This is a genomic window from uncultured Desulfovibrio sp. (assembly GCF_944324525.1).
GTDB lineage: Bacteria > Desulfobacterota > Desulfovibrionia > Desulfovibrionales > Desulfovibrionaceae > Desulfovibrio.
Map to the genome: position 1 here is coordinate 1 of NZ_CALUWS010000025.1, position 18,998 is coordinate 18,998.

Below are 18,998 nucleotides of genomic sequence, written 5' to 3' on the forward strand. Positions count from 1 at the left end.
GAAAATGTGGATTGCTCTGGTAGTCGCGAGAGCGACTACCCGCAACCGAACACACGGAAAAACCACGCTTTTTCCGTGTGTGAGGGCAGCGTCAGCATGGAAATTGGACACAATTTCCATGCGAATCCGCTCATGGGAGAGAAAGGGCGGAGAGGGGAGTGGCGCGTTATTTTTCAAGGGCCACGCCTTGCAGAGACAGTCATTTTGCGGGTGGGACCGCTTACCGGAAGCCCGCTCGTCAGGAGGTTTTTTCCATGAGACATCAGGAACAGTTTCCCGGACAGGCCATTGCCGGCCTGCGTACCCGTCTGCTGGTCATGAGCGCCGCGGTCGGCATCGCGCTTGATGAAAGCTTTCGCGCGCTCGACGAAAGGAGCCCGGCCCGCGCGGCGGCCGTCATCGATGGGGATAACGTCATAGACGATCTGGAAGACGAGATCGACGAGCAGGCCCTGTGCCTGCTGGCCCGCACCCAGCCCGTGGCCTGCGATCTGCGTTTCGTGGTGGGGGCGCTCCGCATGGTCGCCGATCTGGAGCGCATCGGAGATGAGGCCGTCAGCATAGCCGAGCAGGCCATCCTCCTGCAGGATCTGGGGCAGCGGCCCGAGATGCCGGAAGAGCTGCGCCAGATGCTGCGCCGTACCCGTGCGGCGTTTGAAATGGCCGAGGAGGCTTTCCGCGGCAACGACGGTGAGGTGGCCCTGCGCATGCGGGATGAGGATGACGACGCCGTGCAGAGCGAGGTGCTGGTCCTGCATCGTCTCATGGAGCGCCTCACCTCCCAGCCGGGGACCGATCCGCACTGGGTCATGCATTATATCCTCGTGGTGCACAGCCTGTCCCGCATCTGGCGTCGGGCCGTCAATGTGGCGGAACATGTGCACTTCATCACCCAGGGGCAGAGCCTCAAACACGGTGGCGACGCCTGCCGCGATTCCTGACGGTACGGCGCGTCGCGCTTTCTTTTTGCTTTCCTCTTGCTCTCCTTTTCGGGCGGCCTTGTGCCGCCCTTTTTGTTTTGCGGACGGCATGACCGGAAGGGGGAAAAGAAAAGGCAATTCTCTAGAAAAAAATGAGATTTTTTTTCATCCCCCTTGACAAGCGCAGAGGCAGGGCGGCCCTGCTTTATCGAGGATGACAAGAAAAATGAAGAAAAAATGAAAATAATCGAGAAAAACAAAATGCTCTTTGTGTATATCTTGGCACATGTTTTTGTGGAAAAAAACGTCTGGCCCCCTCCCCATGCTGGTTTTTCAAGCTTTTCAGGCATACGGGGGGGAATGTGAAAAAAAGAAAAAATATGTAAAAATAATGTGTTATAAAAATAAGGCTTGGGGAAGGGCAAAAAAGCCTTTGGGCATATCTGCCTGTTTTCTTCTCATTGCTCCCGTTTTGGGCCTTCGGGTATAGAAGCCCCATGCAGGAACAATGGCAGAAGATACGAGGAATCCTTGAAAATCTTATGGAACCCGGCCCCTACAAGGTCTGGGTGGCTCCTGTGCAGGCGTGCATCGAGGGGACGACGCTCCGTCTCTCCACGGTGTCTGCCTTTGCGGCCCGCCGTCTGCGCGAACAGTTCGAGCCTCTGATCCGGGAAGCCGCTGCCGCTGTTCTTGAATGCGAACCCGCCGCCCTGACGCTGGAATTTGCCGCTCAGGCAGCCGTCACGACGGCCGCCCCCGCGCCGTCCCTTTCCGCACAGTCCGGCAGCGCCGTGCAGGCGTCGTCTGTTTCCGTGCCGGATATGCCCGCCGCCATGACTGCGCAGCAGGGCATGCTGCCGCTGGGGCTCGCCCCCATGCCCAAGGCCCGTCCGCGCTTCCGCTTCAGCTTTGATGACTTTGTGGTCGGCAGCAGCAACGAGATGGCCGTGGCCGCCGCGCGGGACGTCTGCAAGGCCGACGGCTTCGTGGAGACGCTCTTCGTCAGTTCCGCGCCTGGTCTGGGCAAGACCCATTTGGCGCAGGCCGTGGGCCTGACCCTGCAGCAGGAAGGCGAGGGCGCCCGTGTGGGCTACCTGACCGCCGAGGAGCTGACCTCCCGTTTCGTGCAGGCCGTGCGCCAGCGCGATGTGGAAAGCTTCCGCGAGCAGATGCACCAGTGGGACGTCCTCCTGCTGGAAGACGTGCATTTCCTGCAGGGCAAGGAAAAGATCCAGGAAATGGTGCTCAATCTGGTGAAAAGCCTGCAGAGCCGTGGCGGCAGGGCCATCTTCACCAGTACCTTCACACCGCGCGAGCTCTCACGGCTGGACAGTCAGCTCGTGTCCCACCTCTCCGCCGGCATCCTGGCCCCCATGGAGCGCCCCACGCAGGAGATGCGGCGGGAGATCTTGCAGCGCAAGGCGCGCAGCTTCCAGGTCATGCTGCCTGACGAGGTGGGCGAACTGCTGGCGGGCCGCCTGAACGGCGATATTCGCCAGCTGGAAGCCTGTCTCAACAATCTGGCCTTCAAGGCCCGCCTGCTGCACAAGCGCATCAGCCCGGAAATGGCGCTGGAAGTGCTCCAGCAGTTCGCCGGGGCCGAGACCGTCCCGGACTGGGACGACATCGTGGCGCTCGTCTGCAAGATCTACGGTCTGAGCCTGCGTCAGCTCGAATCCCGCTCCCGCCGTCAGGAGTGCGTCATGGGCCGCAATACCATCTTCTATCTGGCCCGCAAGCATACCGACCTGTCCCTGGCCGAGATCGGGGACCGCCTCAATCGTACTCACTCCTCCGTCATCAAGGGCATCACCAGTCTGGAACGCGAACTCGCCCGCGAAAGCAGCAAAGGCCGCCAGATCGCCCGCGCCCTTGACCTCATCGAACGCAACGCCGGCCTGACCGCTGCTGCGCGTGCCGTTTAGGCCTACTTTTTTGTCGGAAGGTTTTTTGTGGGGGAAAGGGGGAACTTTTTGCAAAAAGTTCCCCCTTTCCCCCACGCCCCCTTTTCCCCTCAAAAACTCTGCCGGGGAGGCCGGCAAGGCGTCGTGACGCCCTGTCCCGCCCTTCGACCGCAGGTCCCCCGGCGGCATGACGGTAAATATCCCGAGTTTGCAGGAGCAAGAGCGTTTTAGCTTTGAAAAGGTAAAACGCGAGGCGGCAGCATAGCGCCGCTCGGTCCAAACCAAGCGGGAAAACCGCGTTTTTTTCCGCGAAACGACAGGCCGTATGGTGTGAAACGCACAGCGTTCCAGGCGGAAAATGCTTCATGGCGCTGCCGGGGGACAAGCGGTCGAGAGACGGCCTTCCGGGAAACGTCAGCCTGTCATCTTCCAGAGTAAGGTTTTTTGCAGGATGGATGGGGGGCGCGGGGGGAAGGAAGGGGACTTTTTTGCAAAAAAGTCCCCTTCCTTCCCCCCGTATCAAATCCCCCGCAATACGACAAAAAACGCTGCCTGCCGGAGCGGGCCGCGTTTTTTGGGTTGTCGTTCAGGGACAGGTTTTATTCCTGTCCGTTATGTTCCTGGTATTCGGCGATGACGCGGTCGGCGATGGGCTGCGGCGCTTCTTCGTAGTGGGCGAATTCCATGGTAAAGAAGCCCTGACCGCCGGTCATGGAGCGCAGGTCGGGGGCGTAGCGCAGCACTTCGCTCATGGGGACGTGGGCCTTGATCTCGGTCACGCCGGCGCGGGAGTCGGAGCCGAGTACCTTGCCGCGGCGGGAGGAGAGGTCGCCGATGACGTCGCCCATGTTTTCGTCCGGCACGGAGACGGTCAGCAGGACGACAGGCTCGAGGAGCACGGGCTTGAGGCTTTCCATAGCCTTTTTGAAGGCCAGCGAACCGGCGACCTTGAAGGCCATTTCCGAGGAGTCCACGGTGTGGTAGCTGCCGTCATAGACCTTGACGCGGAAGTCCACCACCTGGCAGCCGGCGAGGAAGCCACGGGCGGCCGCCTCCTGGATGCCCTTGTCGATGGCGGGGATGTACTGGCGGGGGATGACGCCGCCGACGATGGCGTCCTCGAACACGTAGCCGGAGCCGCGCGGCAGGCCTTCCAGTTCAATCCAGCAGTCGCCGAACTGGCCGCGGCCGCCGGACTGCTTCTTATGGCGGCCCTGCACCTGGCATTTGCCACGCACGGTCTCACGGTAGGGGACCTTGGGGGTCTTGAGGATGATGTCCACCTTGAAGCGGCGACGGGCCTTTTCCACGGAAAGCTCGATGTGGAGCTGACCCATGCCGGAAAGGAGGATGTCGCCTGTTTCTTCGTCCCGGCCGAGCTTGAGGGTGATGTCTTCGTCAAGCAGGCGCTGGATGGCGGCATAGACCTTGTCTTCGTCGCCCTTTTCCTTGGGCGAGAGGGCGTAGGTGATGAGCTGCGGCGGCAGTTCGGGCGCGGGCAGGGTGAAGGGGGCCTTTTCGTCACACAGGGTGTCGCCGGTGCGGGTATTCTTCAGCTTGGCGACGGCGATGATGGCGCCGGGGCCCACCACATCCTTGCAGGGGGTCTGGTTCTTGCCCACCATGTAGAGCAGGTTGCCGAGGCGTTCGTTTTCTTCGCTGCGGGTATTCTTGACGGTGGCGTCGCCGTCGATGGTGCCGGAGAGGATGCGCAGGAAGGAGAGCTGCCCGGTGAAGGGGTCGGCCAGGGTCTTGAAGACAAAGGCGGCCAGCGGTTCATCGGGGGAGGGGGCGCGTTCGTTGCCTTCGGCGTCCACGAAGGGCGGACGTTCCAGCGGGGAGGGCAGCAGGGTCTGCACGGCGTCCAGGATGGCGGCGCCGCCCTTGTTCTCCAGCGCGGAGCAGACGAGCACGGGCGTCAGGTCGCCGCGCAGCACGCCGCTGCGCAGGCCGGTACGCAGATCGTCGTCGGTCAGGCTGCCTTCTTCGAGGTATTTTTCCATGAGGGCTTCATCGCTTTCCGCGATGTTCTCCACGGCAACGTCCCGCAGCAGGGCCACGTCGTCGGCTACGGCGTCAGGCAGGGCGACGGGGGTGGCGGCGCCGTCCGGGCCGAATTTCCAGGCCTTGCCGGTGAGCACGTCCACATAGCCCGTGAAGGCTTCGCCTTCGCGCAGGGGATAGTGCAGGGCCACCGGCTTGACGCCCAGCGAGCTCAGACTGTCGAAAGCCATGGAGAAGTCGGCGCGGTCGCGGTCCAACTTGTTGATGACGAAGAGGGCGGGCAGCTTTTCCTCACGGACGGCCGACCAGAGTTTTTTGGTCAGGGGGCGCACGCCGTCCACGGCGTCGAGCACAAAGAGCGCACTGTCCACGCCCTTGAGCAGATATTCCATGTCCCCGGTAAAGTTGCCGTCGCCGGGAATGTCGAGCAGGAAATGCCGGTTCTTGTTCCACGTCCAGGTGGCGACGGCGGGCTGTATGGAGCCGCGGCGGCGGACTTCTTCGGGCTCATAGTCAAGGCTGGTGGTCCCTTCCTCAATGGCGCCCATCCGCGAGATGGCGCCCGTGGTGAAGAGAAGCATTTCCGCCAGCGAGGTTTTGCCGCACCCGCCGGTGCCGACGAGAGCGAACGTGCGTTGAGCATCTACCGGGTTGGACATAGAAAACTCCCTTAGTAATCAGTGTGGCACGGAGCCGGAAGGACCTCAGCCGATAGGGGCATGGCGCGTCTCCGGCTGCATGCCCGACAGCCTGGGCCGATGGATGCTCCGCGCCGTCCTTCGGGCGGGAGACAGGCAAGACGGTACGGCGTATCTCCCGAAACATTCGGGAATGGCGTGGTGTGACGCCGCGGATGACCGTCGCCTTGCCTCAAAATCGGCCCAGCATGGTTTTACTCCTTTTTTAACCATAGCGCGTCGCCCAAAAAAAGGGAAGTCCCCCCGCGGATATGGATATCTTGACAGAAAGAGAGGGAAAGATGACTATATGTGGATAGGATGTGCCATCTGGGGAGGCAAACATGGTTGTGCTGGCTGCCGGGGCCTTTATCGTGCTCGTGGGCCTGATCTTCAGTTTTCGCATCATGCGGCGCGGCATCGGCTCGCTGGAGCGCAGCTCGGAACGCATGCGGGAGCGCATCGCGGGCGAGGAACGCAAGATCGCCGAAGACATGCGCAATATGAGCAGCGAGGAGCACATGGACGTCACCACGGCCGCCGTGCGGGATCTGCTGCGGCTGACGCCGGGGCGCGAGGCCTGCCCCGTGGAGGTGGAGGGCCGCCGTCTGGTGCTGCATCTGCCGGAAGGGGAACTCAGCCTGGCGCTGGCCATGCAGGAGACGTCGTTGCGCTCCCTGCACAAGCGCATCCAGGGGCACGCGGTCTGGCAGGTGCGCGGTTGCCGGCGCGACGCCGATTTCCACGATGTGGCTTCGGCCATGCAGCATCTGGATCACATCCTGCGCGGGTACGAAAAAGAGGCGGAGGAACTGCCGCAGTTTGCCCGCCGTTTTGCGCCTCCGCGCGGAAAGGCCCAGCTGGCGCACCGGCATCATATGTCCGCCGCGGTGGCCCGGCTGGCGCAGGGCAGGCCCGCCGTCAAGCGGGGCCTGCCGGGACAATAGAGGTTTTTTCGTGGAGAACGTTTTGCGTTCCACACGGAAAAGACTCCCACTGAAGCTTTACACAGTATTCCCTGGATACAGGAAATTAGCCGCACATTCCGCTTGCCCTCAAGCAAACGGCAAGCACTGGTGACAGGACCTAAGCCGGATCCGCGGCGGGAAGGTAAAAAAGCGCCTTGAACCAGTCCGGCACAGCCATCGGGCGGCCCTCCCGGTTGACCAGCGCATGCTGGGTGCTGCCGGTGGCCAGCAGGGCGGACTTGTCCTCATTCCACATCTCATATACAAAGACGAGCGACGCGCGCCCCCATTCGCTGATGCCCGCGTGCACCTGCACGAGGTCGTCATAGCGGGCCGGGGCCCGGTAACGGCAGCGGGCTTCGCGTACCGGCAGCAGGATGCCGCGCGCCTCGACCTCGCTGTAGCTCATGCCCCGACAGCGGATATATTCGCTGCGGGCCCGTTCGAAGATGTGGAGATACTCCGCATAGTATAAAACTCCCATGGTGTCGGTTTCCCCGTAGGAGATGCGGTGCGACAGCCAGACATCGGAAGCAGGAAAGTTGGTATGCACGCCATTGCTCCTTCGCAGGCAAAGCCCCTGCGAGCGTCGTTGTTTGCGCTTGTGCGCTGTGGTCTTCTGCTGGCGCTGACGCTTTTGTGCGCCTGCGCCGGGAAATCGTCGGACGTCAGGGTGGAGGCCCCGCGCTGGCGGCCTCTCGGTCCGGCGGTGACGGCGGAAGCGCCGCAGGAATTCGTCCGCTGGCTGGATCCGCGCAATCAGGATCTCACGTCATGGCGCGAGATGGCGCCTACGGTGCGGAAGTCTCTGCGCTATGTCAAGAGCAAGCCGCAGGGGGCGCTGGCCGTCAACCGGCCCGGGCTCAAGCTGACCTGGGGCGAGATGCGGCGTACGCTGGAACGGCTGGACGCCCTGCTGCCGCGCCTGGATGCCGAGCCGGGGCTTTTCCTGGCCAATTTCACCTGGAAGGCCGTGCCCAACGGCATAGATTATTCCGGCTATTACGAGCCCTATGTGCGGGCCAGCCGTACGGCCAAGCCCGGCTATCCGCAGGCCATCTACAAGCTGCCGCCGGATCTGGCCGCCGTGAAGCGGCGCAACCGGGGCCGTTATTACGACCGCCGTACCATCGAGGAAAAGCAGGTGCTGGCCGGCAAGGGGCTGGAACTGGCCTGGGCGGCCGATCCCGTGGACGTCTTCTTTTTGGAGATACAGGGGTCCGGGCGGCTCATCTTCGACGACGGCACGCAGGCCTTCGTGAACTATGCCGGACAGAACGGCCACAAGTACAAGAGCTCCGGCCGCATCATGCGGGAAAAGGGCCTCCTGAAGGAAGGCCATATCTTCGAGCAGCGCGAATGGTTCAAGAACAATCCGCAGCGCGTGAACGAGATCCTGCATGAGAATCCCAGCTACGTCTTTTTCCGCTTCGGCAACCGCGGCCCCACGGGCGCTATGGGGCAGGTGGTGGACGACTGGCTCTCCCTGGCCACGGACCGCAAGTACATCCCGCTGGGCGCGGTGGTGGCTTACGGCGTCAACGCGCCCGACCCGGATTTCGGCATCATCCCGCTGCGGGGCATAGGCTTCGCGCAGGACGTGGGCGGGGCCATCAAGCGCAACCGTATAGACATCTTCTGCGGCGGCGGCGATCGGGCCAACTATGTGGCCAGCCATCTTGACGCGCACGGCCCGGCCTGGGTGCTGGTGGCGCGGTAGAGCGTTCTATCTTTGAAAAAGCTGCGACGCGAGGCGACGGCACAGCGCCGCCCGGCCCAAACCAAGCGGAAAAACTGCGCTTTTGTCGCGAAACGTCAAGCCGTATGGTTTGAAGCGCAAAGCGTTTCAAATTGAAAATGTTCTGGTCCGCCCAGCCACGGCGGAGCAGACAGGGGGGAGCGCCGCGGCGTGTCGTGCGCCGCGGGCAGGGAGGAGAGGTATGGCCGTTTTGATTTGCGGCGGCGCGGGCTACATCGGCTCGCATGCCGTGCGCGCCTTGCGCGAGCAGGGCCGCGAAGTGGTCGTGCTGGATAGCCTGCGGACAGGGCACCGTCAGTCTCTGCCCGCGGACGTGCCCTTCGTCGAGGGCGACATGCGCGATCCGGCCGTACTGGACGCCATTTTTGCGCGCCATACGGTGGAGAGCGTGCTGCATTTTGCCGCCAGTTCGCTGGTGGGCGAGAGCATGCAGCTTCCGCTGCAGTACTTCAGCAACAATGTGCACGGGATGCAGGTGCTGCTGGAAGCCATGGTCCGCCACGGTGTGGAGCGCATCGTCTTTTCCTCCTCGGCCGCGGTCTACGGCGAGCCGGACAGCGTGCCCATCACCGAGGAGGCCCCGTTGCGTCCCGGCAATCCCTACGGCGAGAGCAAGCGCATCATGGAGAGCATGATGCGCTGGGCGGCCGCTGCGCACGGCCTGCGCTACGTCTCCCTGCGCTACTTCAACGTGGGCGGCGCGGCGGCGGACGGGTCCATCGGCGAGGACCACCGGCCGGAAAGCCATCTCATCCCGCTCATCCTGCAGGTGCCGCTGGGCCGGCGGCCGCATATCACCATTTTCGGCGACGACTACGATACGCCGGACGGCACCTGTATCCGCGACTATGTGGGCGTGGAGGATCTGATCGAGGCGCATACGCTGGCGCTGCGGCACCTGGAAGCGGGCGGCCAAAGCGACGTGTTCAATCTGGGCAGCGAGCAGGGCTTTTCCGTGCGACAGATGATCGAAACGGCCCGCCGTGTCACCGGCCGCCCTCTGCCGGTGGTGGTGGGAGCGCGCCGCCCGGGCGATCCCGCACGGCTGGTGGCCTCTTCCCGCAAGGCGGGGGACGTGCTCGGCTGGCAGCCGCGGCAGGGCGTGGAAGAGATCATCGCTTCGGCCTGGCGTTGGCACAGCCGGCATCCCGCCGGCTATAAAAAATAGGAAAAACTCCTGATAAAGGTCTTGCCAAACAGCAAGACCTTTTTTATGGTTATAAAAACCTAGGAGAATGGTATGAAATTACCTTCTCTTTTCAAGGATATCCCCCTGCTGGTGGTGACGGTGTTTGCGCTGTTGCTCATCGGCCTGACCTTCACCAAGACACGCAATGCGGAGGCGACCATGCAAAACTCTGCCATGCCGCCCCTGAACAAGCAGGAAGCGGCGGTGATCCTGAACAAGGCGACGGAGCCGCCCTTCAGCGGCAAGTTCAACCATCAGGGCGATCCGGGCACCTATATCTGCCGTCAGTGCGGCATGCCGCTCTACAGCAGCGAGGACAAGTTCGATTCCGGCTGCGGCTGGCCGAGCTTTGATGCCGAACTGCCCGGCGCGGTACGGCGCTTGCCCGATCCTGACGGGCAACGTACGGAGATCGTCTGTGCCCACTGCAACGGCCACCTTGGCCATGTGTTCGAGGGCGAGGGCTTTACCGAAAAGAATACGCGACACTGCGTCAATTCCGTAAGCATGGCCTTTGCGGAAAAGGGCAGCGAGGCGGAAAAGGAAGCCTTTGCCCGCCGGCAGGCGGCGGGGCTGACCGCCACGGCCATCGTGGCCGGGGGCTGCTTCTGGGGTGTGGAAGACGCTTTCGAGAAGCTGCCCGGCGTCATCGAGGCCGTTTCCGGCTACACGGGCGGCACCGTGCCCTCGCCCAGCTACGAGCAGGTCAGCACCGGCCGGACCGGACATGCGGAGGCGGTGCTCATCCGCTATGATCCGTCCAAGATCAGCTATGAGCAGATCCTGCGCCGCTTTTTTGAGGTCCACGATCCGACCCAGCTGAACCGGCAGGGGCCGGACGTGGGCACGCAATATCGCTCGGCGGTCTTCTATGCGTCGGGCAGTGAAAAGTTCATTGCCGAACACCTCATCGACGAGTTGAAGAAGCTGGGCTACAAGGTGGTGACCACTCTGGAAAAGGCGGGCCCGTTCTACGAAGCGGAAGCCTACCACCAGAACTTCACCGCCCGTACGGGCCGGGGCGGCTGCCACCTGCCGGTCAAGCGCTTCGAGCAGCGGGCGGAATAGGCAAAGCGTTGCGGGGAGGGGAGTCTCCCGACGCTGCCCCGCTGGCCGCTGTGTCACCTCGCACAGCGGCCAGCGGTCATTTCCGGCGGCAGGCATGGACGACTGCAAGGGCCGAGTTTTCCCGGACTGACGACAGGGAAGACACGGCCCACGGCCGGACAAAAGTACGGAGGTTGCCGGAAAAGCTGTGTGGCGCTGACGCAAGGCCGCAAATCGACAAGACGCCGGAGGAGCCATCCTCCGGCGTCTTGTCGCGCGTACGTTCCACTTGGAGCATTTCAGTTTGAAACGTTTGGCGTTTCAAACCATTTGCTTTTGAGGGCGGGTTGCCTCGTGTCCCTGACTCTTCCCCAGAAAAAACGCGCAGGAGAAGGGATGGGGTTCCCCTTCGCCTCCAAACAAGAAACGGATAGTGGCAACAGGCCCTAAATGCGAAAAGCCCGGTCAACCGGGCTTTTCGCGTGAACGAAGGGGAAAGGCGTCTATTCGGGGAGCGGGACGTCCGTCTGGAAGCCGGTGGCCATGCAGCGGGCGATGAGCTGTTCGTTGGCGTCGCGCACTTCCACATTATAGCTCTGGATATGGGCTCCCTTGCGCACAAGGTGAGCCTCGGCCTTAAGGGGACTCGCAGTGCCCGGCCGCAGGAATTCGATGGTGGAGTTGAGGCTGACCACGCCGTGGACCTGCCCCGCATTGGCCGCCGCGCCAAAGGCCACGTCGGCCAGCGCGAAGATGGCGCCGCCGTGGGCAACCCCCATGCCGTTCTTGTTGTTCTCCGTGATGGGCATGCTGACACGGGCGTATTCGCGGCTGGCTTCCTCGATGGTCATGCCGAGGTGGCGCACGAGTTTGTCATGTTTGGCTACATAGTTGGTCATGGGTATCCTCGAAGATGGAGTTCGCAAAGGCGCGGCGGGAAGTGCCGCCGCCATGAAAAAGGCAGACCGCCGCGGCGGTCTGCCGAAAAATCAGGCCAGGGAAAGGTTAGCCGACAACTTGCTGGATGCCGTCCAGCTTCCACGTCCCGTTGGTGCGAGCGCGGACGAAGTGCCAGATCTCACGGGCGTTGGACGGCGTCTGCTGCTGGGGATCCTCACGCAGCAGCACGTCAAAGTACACTTGCGCGCGTTCGTCCGTGCCGTCTTCCGTCACTTCCAGCAACTGGGCATTGACGAGGATGATCTCCGTACGGCTGGGGTTGGGGTCCTCAGCAAGCTGTTCCCGCAGTGCGTCCAGCACGGCTGGCGTGGCGAATTGCGCGATGTCGTTGAGGTCGCGCTTGTCCCAGGAGGCCTGCAGACGATTGTAGGCAAGCTTGGCTCCCTGCAGGAACTCCTCGGTATCAAAGCCGGCAGGGATCTGCGGGCCCTGAGCCTGAGCGGCTGCGCCGCCGCTCAAGCCGCCCCAGGCCTGGGCGGAGTCGGAGCCGGACGAGACGTCGGCATACTGGCTGGCTGACGCATTCTGGGGGAAAGGCGTCTGCACCATGCCGCCATCGGCCCCGGCGGCAGCGGCGGGAGACGGAGCCGGAGACCCGGCACGGCGCCGGATAAGGAAGCGGTAGGCAAGGTAGATCACCAGGCCGAGGATCAGGATGTCCAGCAGGCCGCCGCCGGAAAAGCCGCCGCCGGACAGCAGAGAGCCCAGGAGCGTACCGGCCAGCAGACCGCCGACGATGCCGCCCATGCCGCCCAGGAAACCACGGTTGGGCTGCCCCACGGCATTTTGGCGCTGGGCCGCATTGGTCTGGGCCTGCCGCTGCATGGTGCTGGCAGGCGGCGCGGCCGGACTGCGCATGGCGGGACGGCTCCCGAAGGAGCGCCCGCCGCCCATGCGGGCGGCTTCCGCCATATCGGGCATGACGACGGCACAGGAGGCAAAAAGGAGAAAGAAGGCGGTGACAAGAGCTTTGAAAGACATGGTTGACTCCCTGAGGGGGTTGGACGACGTCTGGCGACGTCATGTGGATATGTCACTCTTATCTATATAGTCATGGCGTCGGATATGGCAAGGGGCAGGTGGCGGACAAGCCGGCAGGCGCGGCAAAAAGCGGGAAAGGCAATAAATGATGCTGAAGCGCCGGAATCTTGCATATCTGATGTATTTATAACAAAATGTAACGGTGACCAGCCGCCGTACCGCCGTACCGGCGGCGAAGAGAAAGGGGGCCTGCGCTCCGACGGGTCCGCCAGCCGGCCGCAAAACGCCGTATGGCGAAATCTCGTTGTGATGCTTGCCAAAGTATCATCTGTGAATGAGGAATCGTATCATGTTATGGCTTGACAACGGTAGGGATAGGGGTAGAAAGGAAATAAGTAGTTCAAAGAATCACAATGTCAGCGCGGGCGACAGGCGGCAGCCGGGTGGGCTGCCGGAGGTTGTTTGCCGCTTCCTGCCGGGCCGCATAATGCAATAGGGGGTTACCAGACAGTTGGTGTATTGCGGCTGACGAATGTGGAGTGATCCGCCCGACGGGCGGATGTGGTGTCAATTCAATTGGAGGAGATGTCTATGACAACGAAAGCAACATTCAATGAAGATAAGGTTGCCCTGTTATTGGGTTCAATCATCTTCATTCTTGCCTTGGGCAAGTTCGTCGGCATCGACGCGCTTGGCTGGGCGCTGAAGATGGGCATGTGGGTGGGTGACCCCATCAAGTGCTGGAGCTCAGCCAGCAAGATCATCCCCGGCGTGGGCGCGCTGTTCGCCACCTATGCCTTTGTGGCGGCGCTGCTCTGCTTCGGCGTGAAACTGATGAAGGGCAACGTGGGACGCTTCCTGGCGGCCTTCACCGTCATTTTCTTTGTGGCTGTGGCCTGCTATACCGTGGGCGCCAACGCCTACATCGCGGCCAACCCCACCCAGCTGGAAAAGCAGGGCATCACCTGGGCGCTCGGTCTGAGTACCGAAGCCGGCCTGATCCTTGCCCTTATCATGGGCCTGCTCATCGGCAACGTGACGCCGGGCTTCGCCAACTGGCTGCGTGACGCCTGCCGCCCCGAACTCTTCGTCAAGATCGCCATCGTGGTGCTCGGCGCCGAACTGGGCGTCAAGGCCGCCGGCGCGTCCGCCTTTGCCGGCCATGTGTTCTTCCGAGGCCTGTGCGCCATCGTGGAAGCCTACCTGCTCTACTGGGCCGTGGTCTACTATGTGGCCCGCAAGTACTTCAAGTTCAACAAGGAATGGGCGGCCCCGCTGGCCTCCGGCATCTCCATCTGCGGCGTGTCCGCCGCCATCGCCACCGGCGGCGCCATCCGCGCCCGGCCTGTGGTGCCGATCATGGTGTCCTCCCTGGTCGTGGTGTTCACCTGCATCGAAATGCTGATCCTGCCCTTCATCGCCCAGCAGTTCCTGTACACCGAGCCCATGGTGGCCGGCGGCTGGATGGGCCTGGCGGTGAAGTCCGACGGCGGCGCCATCGCTTCCGGCGCCATCACCGAAGCCCTGATCATCACCAAGGTGGCCGGCATGACCGGCGTGCAGTATGAACCCGGCTGGATCGTCATGGTGACCACCACGGTCAAGGTGTTCATCGACATGTTCATCGGCATCTGGGCGCTGTTGCTGGCCTACATCTGGACGGCCAAGTTCGACAAGACCCGCGGTGAACGCAGCATGACCTGGGGCGACGTGATGGAACGCTTCCCCCGCTTCGTGCTGGGCTATCTGGCGACCTTCCTGATCATGCTGGCCATCTGCCTGCTGGAACCCAACGGCCCCATCCATCAGATTGGCAACAAGGTCTCCGGCGTGGCCAACTGCTTCCGCGTGATCTTCTTCCTGCTGACCTTCTTCAGCATCGGCGTGGTCTCCAACTTCCACAAGCTGCGTGAAGAAGGCATCGGCCGCCTGGCCGTGGTGTACGTGGTCTGCCTGTTCGGCTTCATCATCTGGGTGGGCCTGTTCATTTCCTTCGCCTTCTTCCACGGCATGCATCCGCCGGTCATGGGCGGCTAGTCATCCCGTGCTCAGTAAAGGAGAACTCTCATGGAAGATAAAGAAGTCAAGCTGCACGAAGAAATCAAGAATATGGAGTACGAGCCCCTTGATGAGACGGAAATGAAGCTCATCCACTGGAGCTGGGGCCTCGGCGTGGGCCTGCTGGTGGTGCTCTTCCTCATCAGCAAGTTCGTGATGACCGTCCACTAGGCCTCACCGTCACCATCTGATTCTGACGAGACCGGGAGGGGATTCCCCTCCCGGTCTTTTGCAAGGAGCGACATCCATGCCCCGTTATCATCTCCGTTTTCTCAAGGGCCCCAATTACACGCTGCGTCTGGCGCAGGAAGCCACGGTGGAGGCTCCCTCCTTTGCCGAGGCCCTTGCCCCGTTCACCAACTGGCCCATCACCGAATCCTATGACCATGCCACGGCCACGGCCTGGAATCCAGGCACCTGCATGTATTATCAGGAGATGTGGGAGGCGGCCCTCCTGCCGGATACGGACGAAAGCGCCGCGCCGGAAGCCAAGAGCGGCACGGCCGACAAGGAAGCCAAAGCATGAAGTATGTGGTCAGCGGTTGTCTTGCCGGGCTTTCCTGCCGCTATGACGGCGGCAGCAAGCCCTTTGAGCCCGTGCGCAGGCTGGTGGAGGAAGGACGTGCGGTGACGGCCTGCCCGGAAAGCCTGTCCGGCCTGCCGGTACCGCGTCCGCCGTGCGAGCAGCGGGACGGCCGGGTCATCATGCGGACAGGGGAGGACGTAACGGAAGCCTTTGAACTGGGCGCCGAGCGGGCCATGCGCATCGTGCGCGCGCACGGCTGTACGGCGGCCATCCTCAAGGCGCGTTCGCCTTCCTGCGGCTTCGGCGAGATCTATGACGGGAGCTTTACCGGGGCCACCTGTCCTGGCGAGGGCGTCTGGGCGCGCCGTCTGCGGGAGGCGGGGCTTGTCCTCTATTCCGAGGACGACCTGCCCCCGGAACTGACGGGAAAAGCGGACTGAACGCCCCTCATCCCGACAGGGGCGAGCAGCAAGGACAATAGCGTATCGTTAGAGCGTTTTGCCTTTGAAAAAGGTAAAACGCGAGGCGGCGGCACAGCGCCGCCCGGCCCAACGTGAGCGGAAAAAACGCGTTTTTTCCGAAAAGCGCCAGGCCGTATGGTTTGGAACGCGAAGCGTTTCAAACGGGAAATGCTCTAGGAGCGGTCTTGCCGGGAACGGCGGCCGCTCCTTTTTGCATGAAGAAAATCTCAACAGGACCGAGAACGCTGAGTGGCGCGGATGCCACGCCGCTGCAGTTCGTCCACGACCTTGCGGCAGAAGGTGGGCAGCATGGCCTCGGCCTGCGGACTGAGCTGCATGACCATGCTGTGATAATCGAAGGGCTGCAGGCCGAAAGCCAGCGCTTCGGGGCGATGTCCGGCCAGTTCGCAGGTGGCCAGCGTGTCCAGCAGGTCCGTCTGGTGCATGGAATCCCTGAAGCTCAGGCTTTTGCGCAGATCGTCATTTTCCAACAGATAGACCGTCCCCGGGGCTTCCCCGCCCAGCACCACATCCAGCACCACCAGCAGATCGCAGGACTGGATCTCCGGCATGAGCATGATGCCGCCGGTCTCGCCGGCCAGAAAGCGCACGTTCTCCGGCCAGTCGTAATGTTCTTCGAGGTAAGCGACGGCGCGCACGCCGAAGCCTTCGTCACAAAGCAGCACATTGCCGACGCCCATGATGAGGATGCGCGGCGTTTCCGGGTTGAAAGAAGCGGGCATGATGCGTCCTGAAAAAAAGCGGGGGCCGTGGCCCCCGCTCTCTGAGTCATGGCAAGGGATTACAGCACCTTGAACTTGTGCACTTCGTTGCTTTCGCCGTCGATGACGTGCACGGCGCAGGCGATGCAGGGGTCAAAGGAGTGGATGGTGCGCAGAATCTCCACCGGACGCTTGGGATCGGCCACGGGCGTGCCGATGAGGGCGTGCTCGGCCGCGCCCATGACGTCATTGCCGTCGCGGGGACCGAGGTTCCAGGTGGTGGGCACGACCAGCTGGAAGTTGCCGATCTTGCCGTTTTCAATGCGCAGCCAGTGCGAGAGGCCGCCACGGGGCGCGTTGACGAAGCCCACGCCGCGCGCTTCCTTGGGGATCTCGCAATCTTCCACGATCTGCTGATCCTTGACGATGTTGTCCTGGTAGCTCTTCAGCCAGACGTCGATCTGCTTGGCGATGGCAAGCGTCTCGATGCCGCGGGCAGCCGTACGGCCCAGCGTGGAGTACAGCGCGTCAGGCTTCACGTTGAGGGCCTTGAGCACATGATCCACAAGGGGTTTGATGGCCTCATGCCCCTGCGCATAGCTCACGAGCACCTGCGCCAGGGGGCCGGTCTCCACCGCGGTCTCCTTGTAGCGCGGCGCCTTGAGCCAGGAGTAGCGATCGGTATCGCCCATCTTGGTGAAATGGGGGACGGTCTGGCCTTCGTAGGGCGGCAGGGCCTTGTCGCCTTCGAACCAGCTGTGACGCACATGTTCGGCGATCAGTTCAGGATCGAACTTGTTGATGCTGGACAGGTCGCGCTTGTAGATGACGCCGGGCTTGAGCCAGCGGCTGTCAAGCTGACGCTCGCCGCCCGGAGCCGGGAATTCGCCGAAGGCCATGAAGTTGTCGGTGCCGCCGAAGGCCGCCCAGTCCTTGTACTTGCTGGCCACCATGAGCAGGTCGGGGATATAGACCTGCTCCACGAAATCGCGGGTCTCCTTGTAGAGATCGGTGAATTCCTTGATGCGCGCGGGCGTCAGGGATTCGTAACAGGTCACGCCGCCGGCCACCAGGAACTGCGGATGCGGGTTCTTGGCGCCGAAGGCCGCCATGGCCCGGGCCGTCTTGACCTGCACGCGCAGGGCTTCCAGATAGTGAGCCGTGGCCACGAGGTTTTCCTCGGGATCAAGGTAGTAGGCCTCATGGCCGCCGAGGAAGTAGGCGTTGGTGAAGGGGCCGAGCTGGCCGGAAGCCACAAAGGCTTTCAGCTTGTCCTGCACGGCCTTGAAGTCCTCGGCCTTGGCCGGACGCGGCGAGATGGAGGAGGCCAGCTGGGCCGCCTTGGCCGGATCGGCCTGCAGGGCGCTGGTCACGTCCACGAAGTCGAGGGCATGCAGATGGTAGAAGTGCACGAGATGGTCATGCAGGAACTGCGCGCCCAGCACCAGGTTGCGGATGTAGGTGGCATTGGCCGGCACCTTGGCCTTGATGGCGTCTTCCAGCGCGCGGGTGGAGCAGAGCGCATGGGTGTAGGTGCACACGCCGCAGGTGCGCTGGGTGATGTGCTGGGCGTCGCGCGGATCACGGCCTTTCAGGATGTTCTCCAGACCGCGGAACAGGGTGCCGCAGCTGCGGGCGTCCTTGATCTTGCCGTTTTCCACTTCCACTTCGATGCGGAGGTGCCCCTCGATGCGGGTCAGGGGGTCCACCACAACAGGGCCGGAATAGCTGCTCTGGGGGGTTTTCTTGTCGCTCATGTGGTTTCTCCCTGGCTAGTTCTGGTAGAAGGGGGTCAGTTCGTCCCAGAAATTGGGCTCGCTGCAGCCGATACAGGGGTGACCGGCGCGCACGGGCCAGTTGGTGTCGTTGAACAGGGCCTTGGGGCAGTTGTTGAAGGTGCTCGGCCCCTTGCAGCCCAGTTCATAGAGACACCAGCCCTTGCGGGCTTCCTCGGAATTGAAGGAAGGCGCGAATTCGCCGGCTTCAAAGTGGGGCAGGCGCTCGCACTGGTCATGCACGGACTGACCGAAGAACATGGTGGGACGGCCCTTGTCGTCGAGCTCGATCTCCTTGCCCTGCAGGAAGGCCACGATGGCGCCCACCAGGTTGAGCGGATTGGGCGGACAGCCGGGGATGTTGATGGCCTTGATGCCCAGATCGGCATAGCAATCGTTGATGCCCTTGGCCTGGGTCGGATTGGGGGCGGCCGCCTGGATGCCGCCGTAGGCGGCGCAGGTGCCCATGGTGATGACGGCCTTGGCCTTGGGGAGGATGCGCTTGCCGATGTCGTACATGGTATGTCCGGCCACATAGCCGAATTTGCCCATGTCGGCGGTGGGCACGGCGCCTTCCACGATGCAGATGAAGCCGTCCGGGCCTTCCACGGCTTTGTTCAGGGCGTCCTCGGCGGCTTCCCCGGCGGCGGCCATGATGGTTTCATGGTAGTCCAGGGAGATGGTGTCCAGGATCAGGGAGTCAAGGAAGGGCTTGTAGGTACGCAGCAGGGCTTCGGAGCAGCCCGTGCATTCGGCAAAGTGCAGATAGACCACGGAAGGCCGTTTGCCCGTGAGGGCGGCGGCCACCTGCGGCGCGAAAGCGGGGCCCATGCCCATGGTGACGGCGACGGCCGTACAGAATTTCATGAAATCGCGGCGGCTGACGCCGGCGCTGTCAAGGCGCTGTTCCGCATCTTTTTTGCCCAGTCCCACGGCAATACGCATAAGAGCCTCCTGGCAAGAGTGTGTGAACACAAGGCAGATAAGGTCACGGGCGCGGCGCATGGCCGTCCCGCCCCGCCCCCGGCCGCGTAACGCTACGGC

The 18,998-nt window shown here is 62.7% G+C and carries 17 protein-coding genes; 10 read left to right on the plus strand and 7 right to left on the minus strand.

The window, feature by feature from the left end:
* The first annotated feature begins 254 nt into the window (after positions 1-254).
* Together phoU and Q0K12_RS07705 are read left to right on the plus strand one after the other, a co-directional pair.
* Positions 255-941 (plus strand): phosphate signaling complex protein PhoU, encoded by a 687-nt coding sequence (gene phoU, locus Q0K12_RS07700; protein WP_297261669.1) that lies wholly within the window; start codon positions 255-257, stop codon positions 939-941.
* A 476-nt stretch (positions 942-1,417) separates the two neighbouring features.
* Positions 1,418-2,848 (plus strand): DnaA/Hda family protein, encoded by a 1,431-nt coding sequence (locus Q0K12_RS07705; RefSeq protein WP_297261671.1) that lies wholly within the window; start codon positions 1,418-1,420, stop codon positions 2,846-2,848.
* Between the two features lie 578 nt (positions 2,849-3,426).
* Here the strand turns inward: Q0K12_RS07705 and Q0K12_RS07710 are convergent.
* A complete protein-coding gene (locus Q0K12_RS07710; RefSeq protein WP_297261673.1) occupies positions 3,427-5,490 on the minus strand; it encodes an elongation factor G in 2,064 nt (687 codons plus the stop codon).
* A 362-nt stretch (positions 5,491-5,852) separates the two neighbouring features.
* Between Q0K12_RS07710 and Q0K12_RS07715 the strand changes: the two genes are divergently transcribed.
* Positions 5,853-6,455 carry a translation initiation factor IF-2 gene (locus tag Q0K12_RS07715; protein ID WP_297261675.1) on the plus strand — a complete coding sequence of 201 codons (603 nt, stop codon included), beginning with the start codon at positions 5,853-5,855 and terminating at the stop codon, positions 6,453-6,455.
* A 139-nt stretch (positions 6,456-6,594) separates the two neighbouring features.
* Here Q0K12_RS07715 and Q0K12_RS07720 read toward each other — a convergent pair whose 3' ends face one another.
* Positions 6,595-7,029, minus strand: a complete 435-nt coding sequence (locus tag Q0K12_RS07720) for a thioesterase family protein (protein ID WP_297261677.1) — start codon at positions 7,027-7,029, stop codon at positions 6,595-6,597.
* On the opposite strand from Q0K12_RS07720, the gene Q0K12_RS07725 reads away from it, so the two are divergent.
* The 3 genes from Q0K12_RS07725 (at position 7,024) to Q0K12_RS07735 (ending at position 10,492) form a co-directional block, all read left to right on the plus strand.
* Positions 7,024-8,196, plus strand: coding sequence for an MltA domain-containing protein (locus Q0K12_RS07725; RefSeq protein WP_297261679.1), 1,173 nt, complete (start codon positions 7,024-7,026; stop codon positions 8,194-8,196). The two genes, Q0K12_RS07720 and Q0K12_RS07725, sit on opposite strands and share 6 nt — an antisense overlap.
* A 220-nt stretch (positions 8,197-8,416) precedes the next feature.
* Positions 8,417-9,403 carry a UDP-glucose 4-epimerase GalE gene (gene galE, locus Q0K12_RS07730; RefSeq protein ID WP_297261681.1) on the plus strand — a complete coding sequence of 329 codons (987 nt, stop codon included), beginning with the start codon at positions 8,417-8,419 and terminating at the stop codon, positions 9,401-9,403.
* Positions 9,404-9,475: 72 nt separating this feature from the next.
* Entirely contained in the window at positions 9,476-10,492 is a 1,017-nt protein-coding gene (locus tag Q0K12_RS07735; RefSeq protein WP_297261683.1) for a bifunctional methionine sulfoxide reductase B/A protein, read from the plus strand.
* A 482-nt stretch (positions 10,493-10,974) separates the two neighbouring features.
* Here the strand turns inward: Q0K12_RS07735 and Q0K12_RS07740 are convergent, their stop codons facing one another.
* Together Q0K12_RS07740 and Q0K12_RS07745 are read right to left on the minus strand one after the other, a co-directional pair.
* On the minus strand, positions 10,975-11,370 hold the full coding sequence (locus Q0K12_RS07740) for a PaaI family thioesterase (RefSeq protein WP_297261685.1): 396 nt from the start codon (positions 11,368-11,370) through the stop codon (positions 10,975-10,977).
* Between the two features lie 106 nt (positions 11,371-11,476).
* Positions 11,477-12,412 carry a TIM44-like domain-containing protein gene (locus Q0K12_RS07745; protein ID WP_297261687.1) on the minus strand — a complete coding sequence of 312 codons (936 nt, stop codon included), beginning with the start codon at positions 12,410-12,412 and terminating at the stop codon, positions 11,477-11,479.
* 591 nt (positions 12,413-13,003) lie between these two features.
* Here Q0K12_RS07745 and Q0K12_RS07750 point away from each other — a divergent pair.
* The 4 genes from Q0K12_RS07750 to Q0K12_RS07765 all read left to right on the plus strand — a co-directional run bounded on the left by Q0K12_RS07750 (position 13,004) and on the right by Q0K12_RS07765 (position 15,436).
* A complete protein-coding gene (locus Q0K12_RS07750) occupies positions 13,004-14,449 on the plus strand; it encodes a putative sulfate exporter family transporter (RefSeq protein ID WP_297261689.1) in 1,446 nt (481 codons plus the stop codon).
* A gap of 30 nt (positions 14,450-14,479) precedes the next feature.
* A complete protein-coding gene (locus Q0K12_RS07755; RefSeq protein WP_297228731.1) occupies positions 14,480-14,641 on the plus strand; it encodes a bacteriocin-type signal sequence in 162 nt (53 codons plus the stop codon).
* 76 nt (positions 14,642-14,717) lie between these two features.
* Positions 14,718-14,996, plus strand: a complete 279-nt coding sequence (locus Q0K12_RS07760; protein WP_297228729.1) for a hypothetical protein — start codon at positions 14,718-14,720, stop codon at positions 14,994-14,996.
* Positions 14,993-15,436, plus strand: coding sequence for a DUF523 domain-containing protein (locus tag Q0K12_RS07765; RefSeq protein ID WP_297261691.1), 444 nt, complete (start codon positions 14,993-14,995; stop codon positions 15,434-15,436). Before Q0K12_RS07760 ends, Q0K12_RS07765 begins: the two co-directional genes overlap by 4 nt.
* Before the next feature lie 248 nt (positions 15,437-15,684).
* Here Q0K12_RS07765 and Q0K12_RS07770 read toward each other — a convergent pair whose 3' ends face one another.
* Genes Q0K12_RS07770 through Q0K12_RS07780 form a run of 3 tightly spaced genes read right to left on the minus strand, consistent with a single transcriptional unit; the run spans position 15,685 to position 18,899 of the window.
* Positions 15,685-16,200 (minus strand): HyaD/HybD family hydrogenase maturation endopeptidase, encoded by a 516-nt coding sequence (locus Q0K12_RS07770; protein ID WP_297261693.1) that lies wholly within the window; start codon positions 16,198-16,200, stop codon positions 15,685-15,687.
* Between the two features lie 59 nt (positions 16,201-16,259).
* A complete protein-coding gene (locus Q0K12_RS07775; protein WP_297261695.1) occupies positions 16,260-17,936 on the minus strand; it encodes a nickel-dependent hydrogenase large subunit in 1,677 nt (558 codons plus the stop codon).
* Positions 17,937-17,951: 15 nt separating this feature from the next.
* The gene (locus Q0K12_RS07780; RefSeq protein ID WP_297261697.1) at positions 17,952-18,899 is read right to left on the minus strand and encodes a hydrogenase small subunit; all 948 of its coding nucleotides are present in this window, start codon (positions 18,897-18,899) and stop codon (positions 17,952-17,954) included.
* Positions 18,900-18,998 lie beyond the last annotated feature (99 nt).

What these genes read in the sequence shown, in the direction of transcription:
- phoU (WP_297261669.1), top strand. Translation starts at nt 255, where the DNA reads ATGAGACATCAGGAACAGTTTCCCGGACAGGCCATTGCCGGCCTGCGT.
- Q0K12_RS07705 (WP_297261671.1), top strand. Translation starts at nt 1,418, where the DNA reads ATGCAGGAACAATGGCAGAAGATACGAGGAATCCTTGAAAATCTTATG.
- Q0K12_RS07710 (WP_297261673.1), bottom strand. Translation starts at nt 5,490, where the DNA reads ATGTCCAACCCGGTAGATGCTCAACGCACGTTCGCTCTCGTCGGCACC.
- Q0K12_RS07715 (WP_297261675.1), top strand. Translation starts at nt 5,853, where the DNA reads ATGGTTGTGCTGGCTGCCGGGGCCTTTATCGTGCTCGTGGGCCTGATC.
- Q0K12_RS07725 (WP_297261679.1), top strand. Translation starts at nt 7,024, where the DNA reads ATGCACGCCATTGCTCCTTCGCAGGCAAAGCCCCTGCGAGCGTCGTTG.
- galE (WP_297261681.1), top strand. Translation starts at nt 8,417, where the DNA reads ATGGCCGTTTTGATTTGCGGCGGCGCGGGCTACATCGGCTCGCATGCC.
- Q0K12_RS07735 (WP_297261683.1), top strand. Translation starts at nt 9,476, where the DNA reads ATGAAATTACCTTCTCTTTTCAAGGATATCCCCCTGCTGGTGGTGACG.
- Q0K12_RS07740 (WP_297261685.1), bottom strand. Translation starts at nt 11,370, where the DNA reads ATGACCAACTATGTAGCCAAACATGACAAACTCGTGCGCCACCTCGGC.
- Q0K12_RS07745 (WP_297261687.1), bottom strand. Translation starts at nt 12,412, where the DNA reads ATGTCTTTCAAAGCTCTTGTCACCGCCTTCTTTCTCCTTTTTGCCTCC.
- Q0K12_RS07750 (WP_297261689.1), top strand. Translation starts at nt 13,004, where the DNA reads ATGACAACGAAAGCAACATTCAATGAAGATAAGGTTGCCCTGTTATTG.
- Q0K12_RS07755 (WP_297228731.1), top strand. Translation starts at nt 14,480, where the DNA reads ATGGAAGATAAAGAAGTCAAGCTGCACGAAGAAATCAAGAATATGGAG.
- Q0K12_RS07760 (WP_297228729.1), top strand. Translation starts at nt 14,718, where the DNA reads ATGCCCCGTTATCATCTCCGTTTTCTCAAGGGCCCCAATTACACGCTG.
- Q0K12_RS07765 (WP_297261691.1), top strand. Translation starts at nt 14,993, where the DNA reads ATGAAGTATGTGGTCAGCGGTTGTCTTGCCGGGCTTTCCTGCCGCTAT.
- Q0K12_RS07770 (WP_297261693.1), bottom strand. Translation starts at nt 16,200, where the DNA reads ATGCCCGCTTCTTTCAACCCGGAAACGCCGCGCATCCTCATCATGGGC.
- Q0K12_RS07775 (WP_297261695.1), bottom strand. Translation starts at nt 17,936, where the DNA reads ATGAGCGACAAGAAAACCCCCCAGAGCAGCTATTCCGGCCCTGTTGTG.
- Q0K12_RS07780 (WP_297261697.1), bottom strand. Translation starts at nt 18,899, where the DNA reads ATGCGTATTGCCGTGGGACTGGGCAAAAAAGATGCGGAACAGCGCCTT.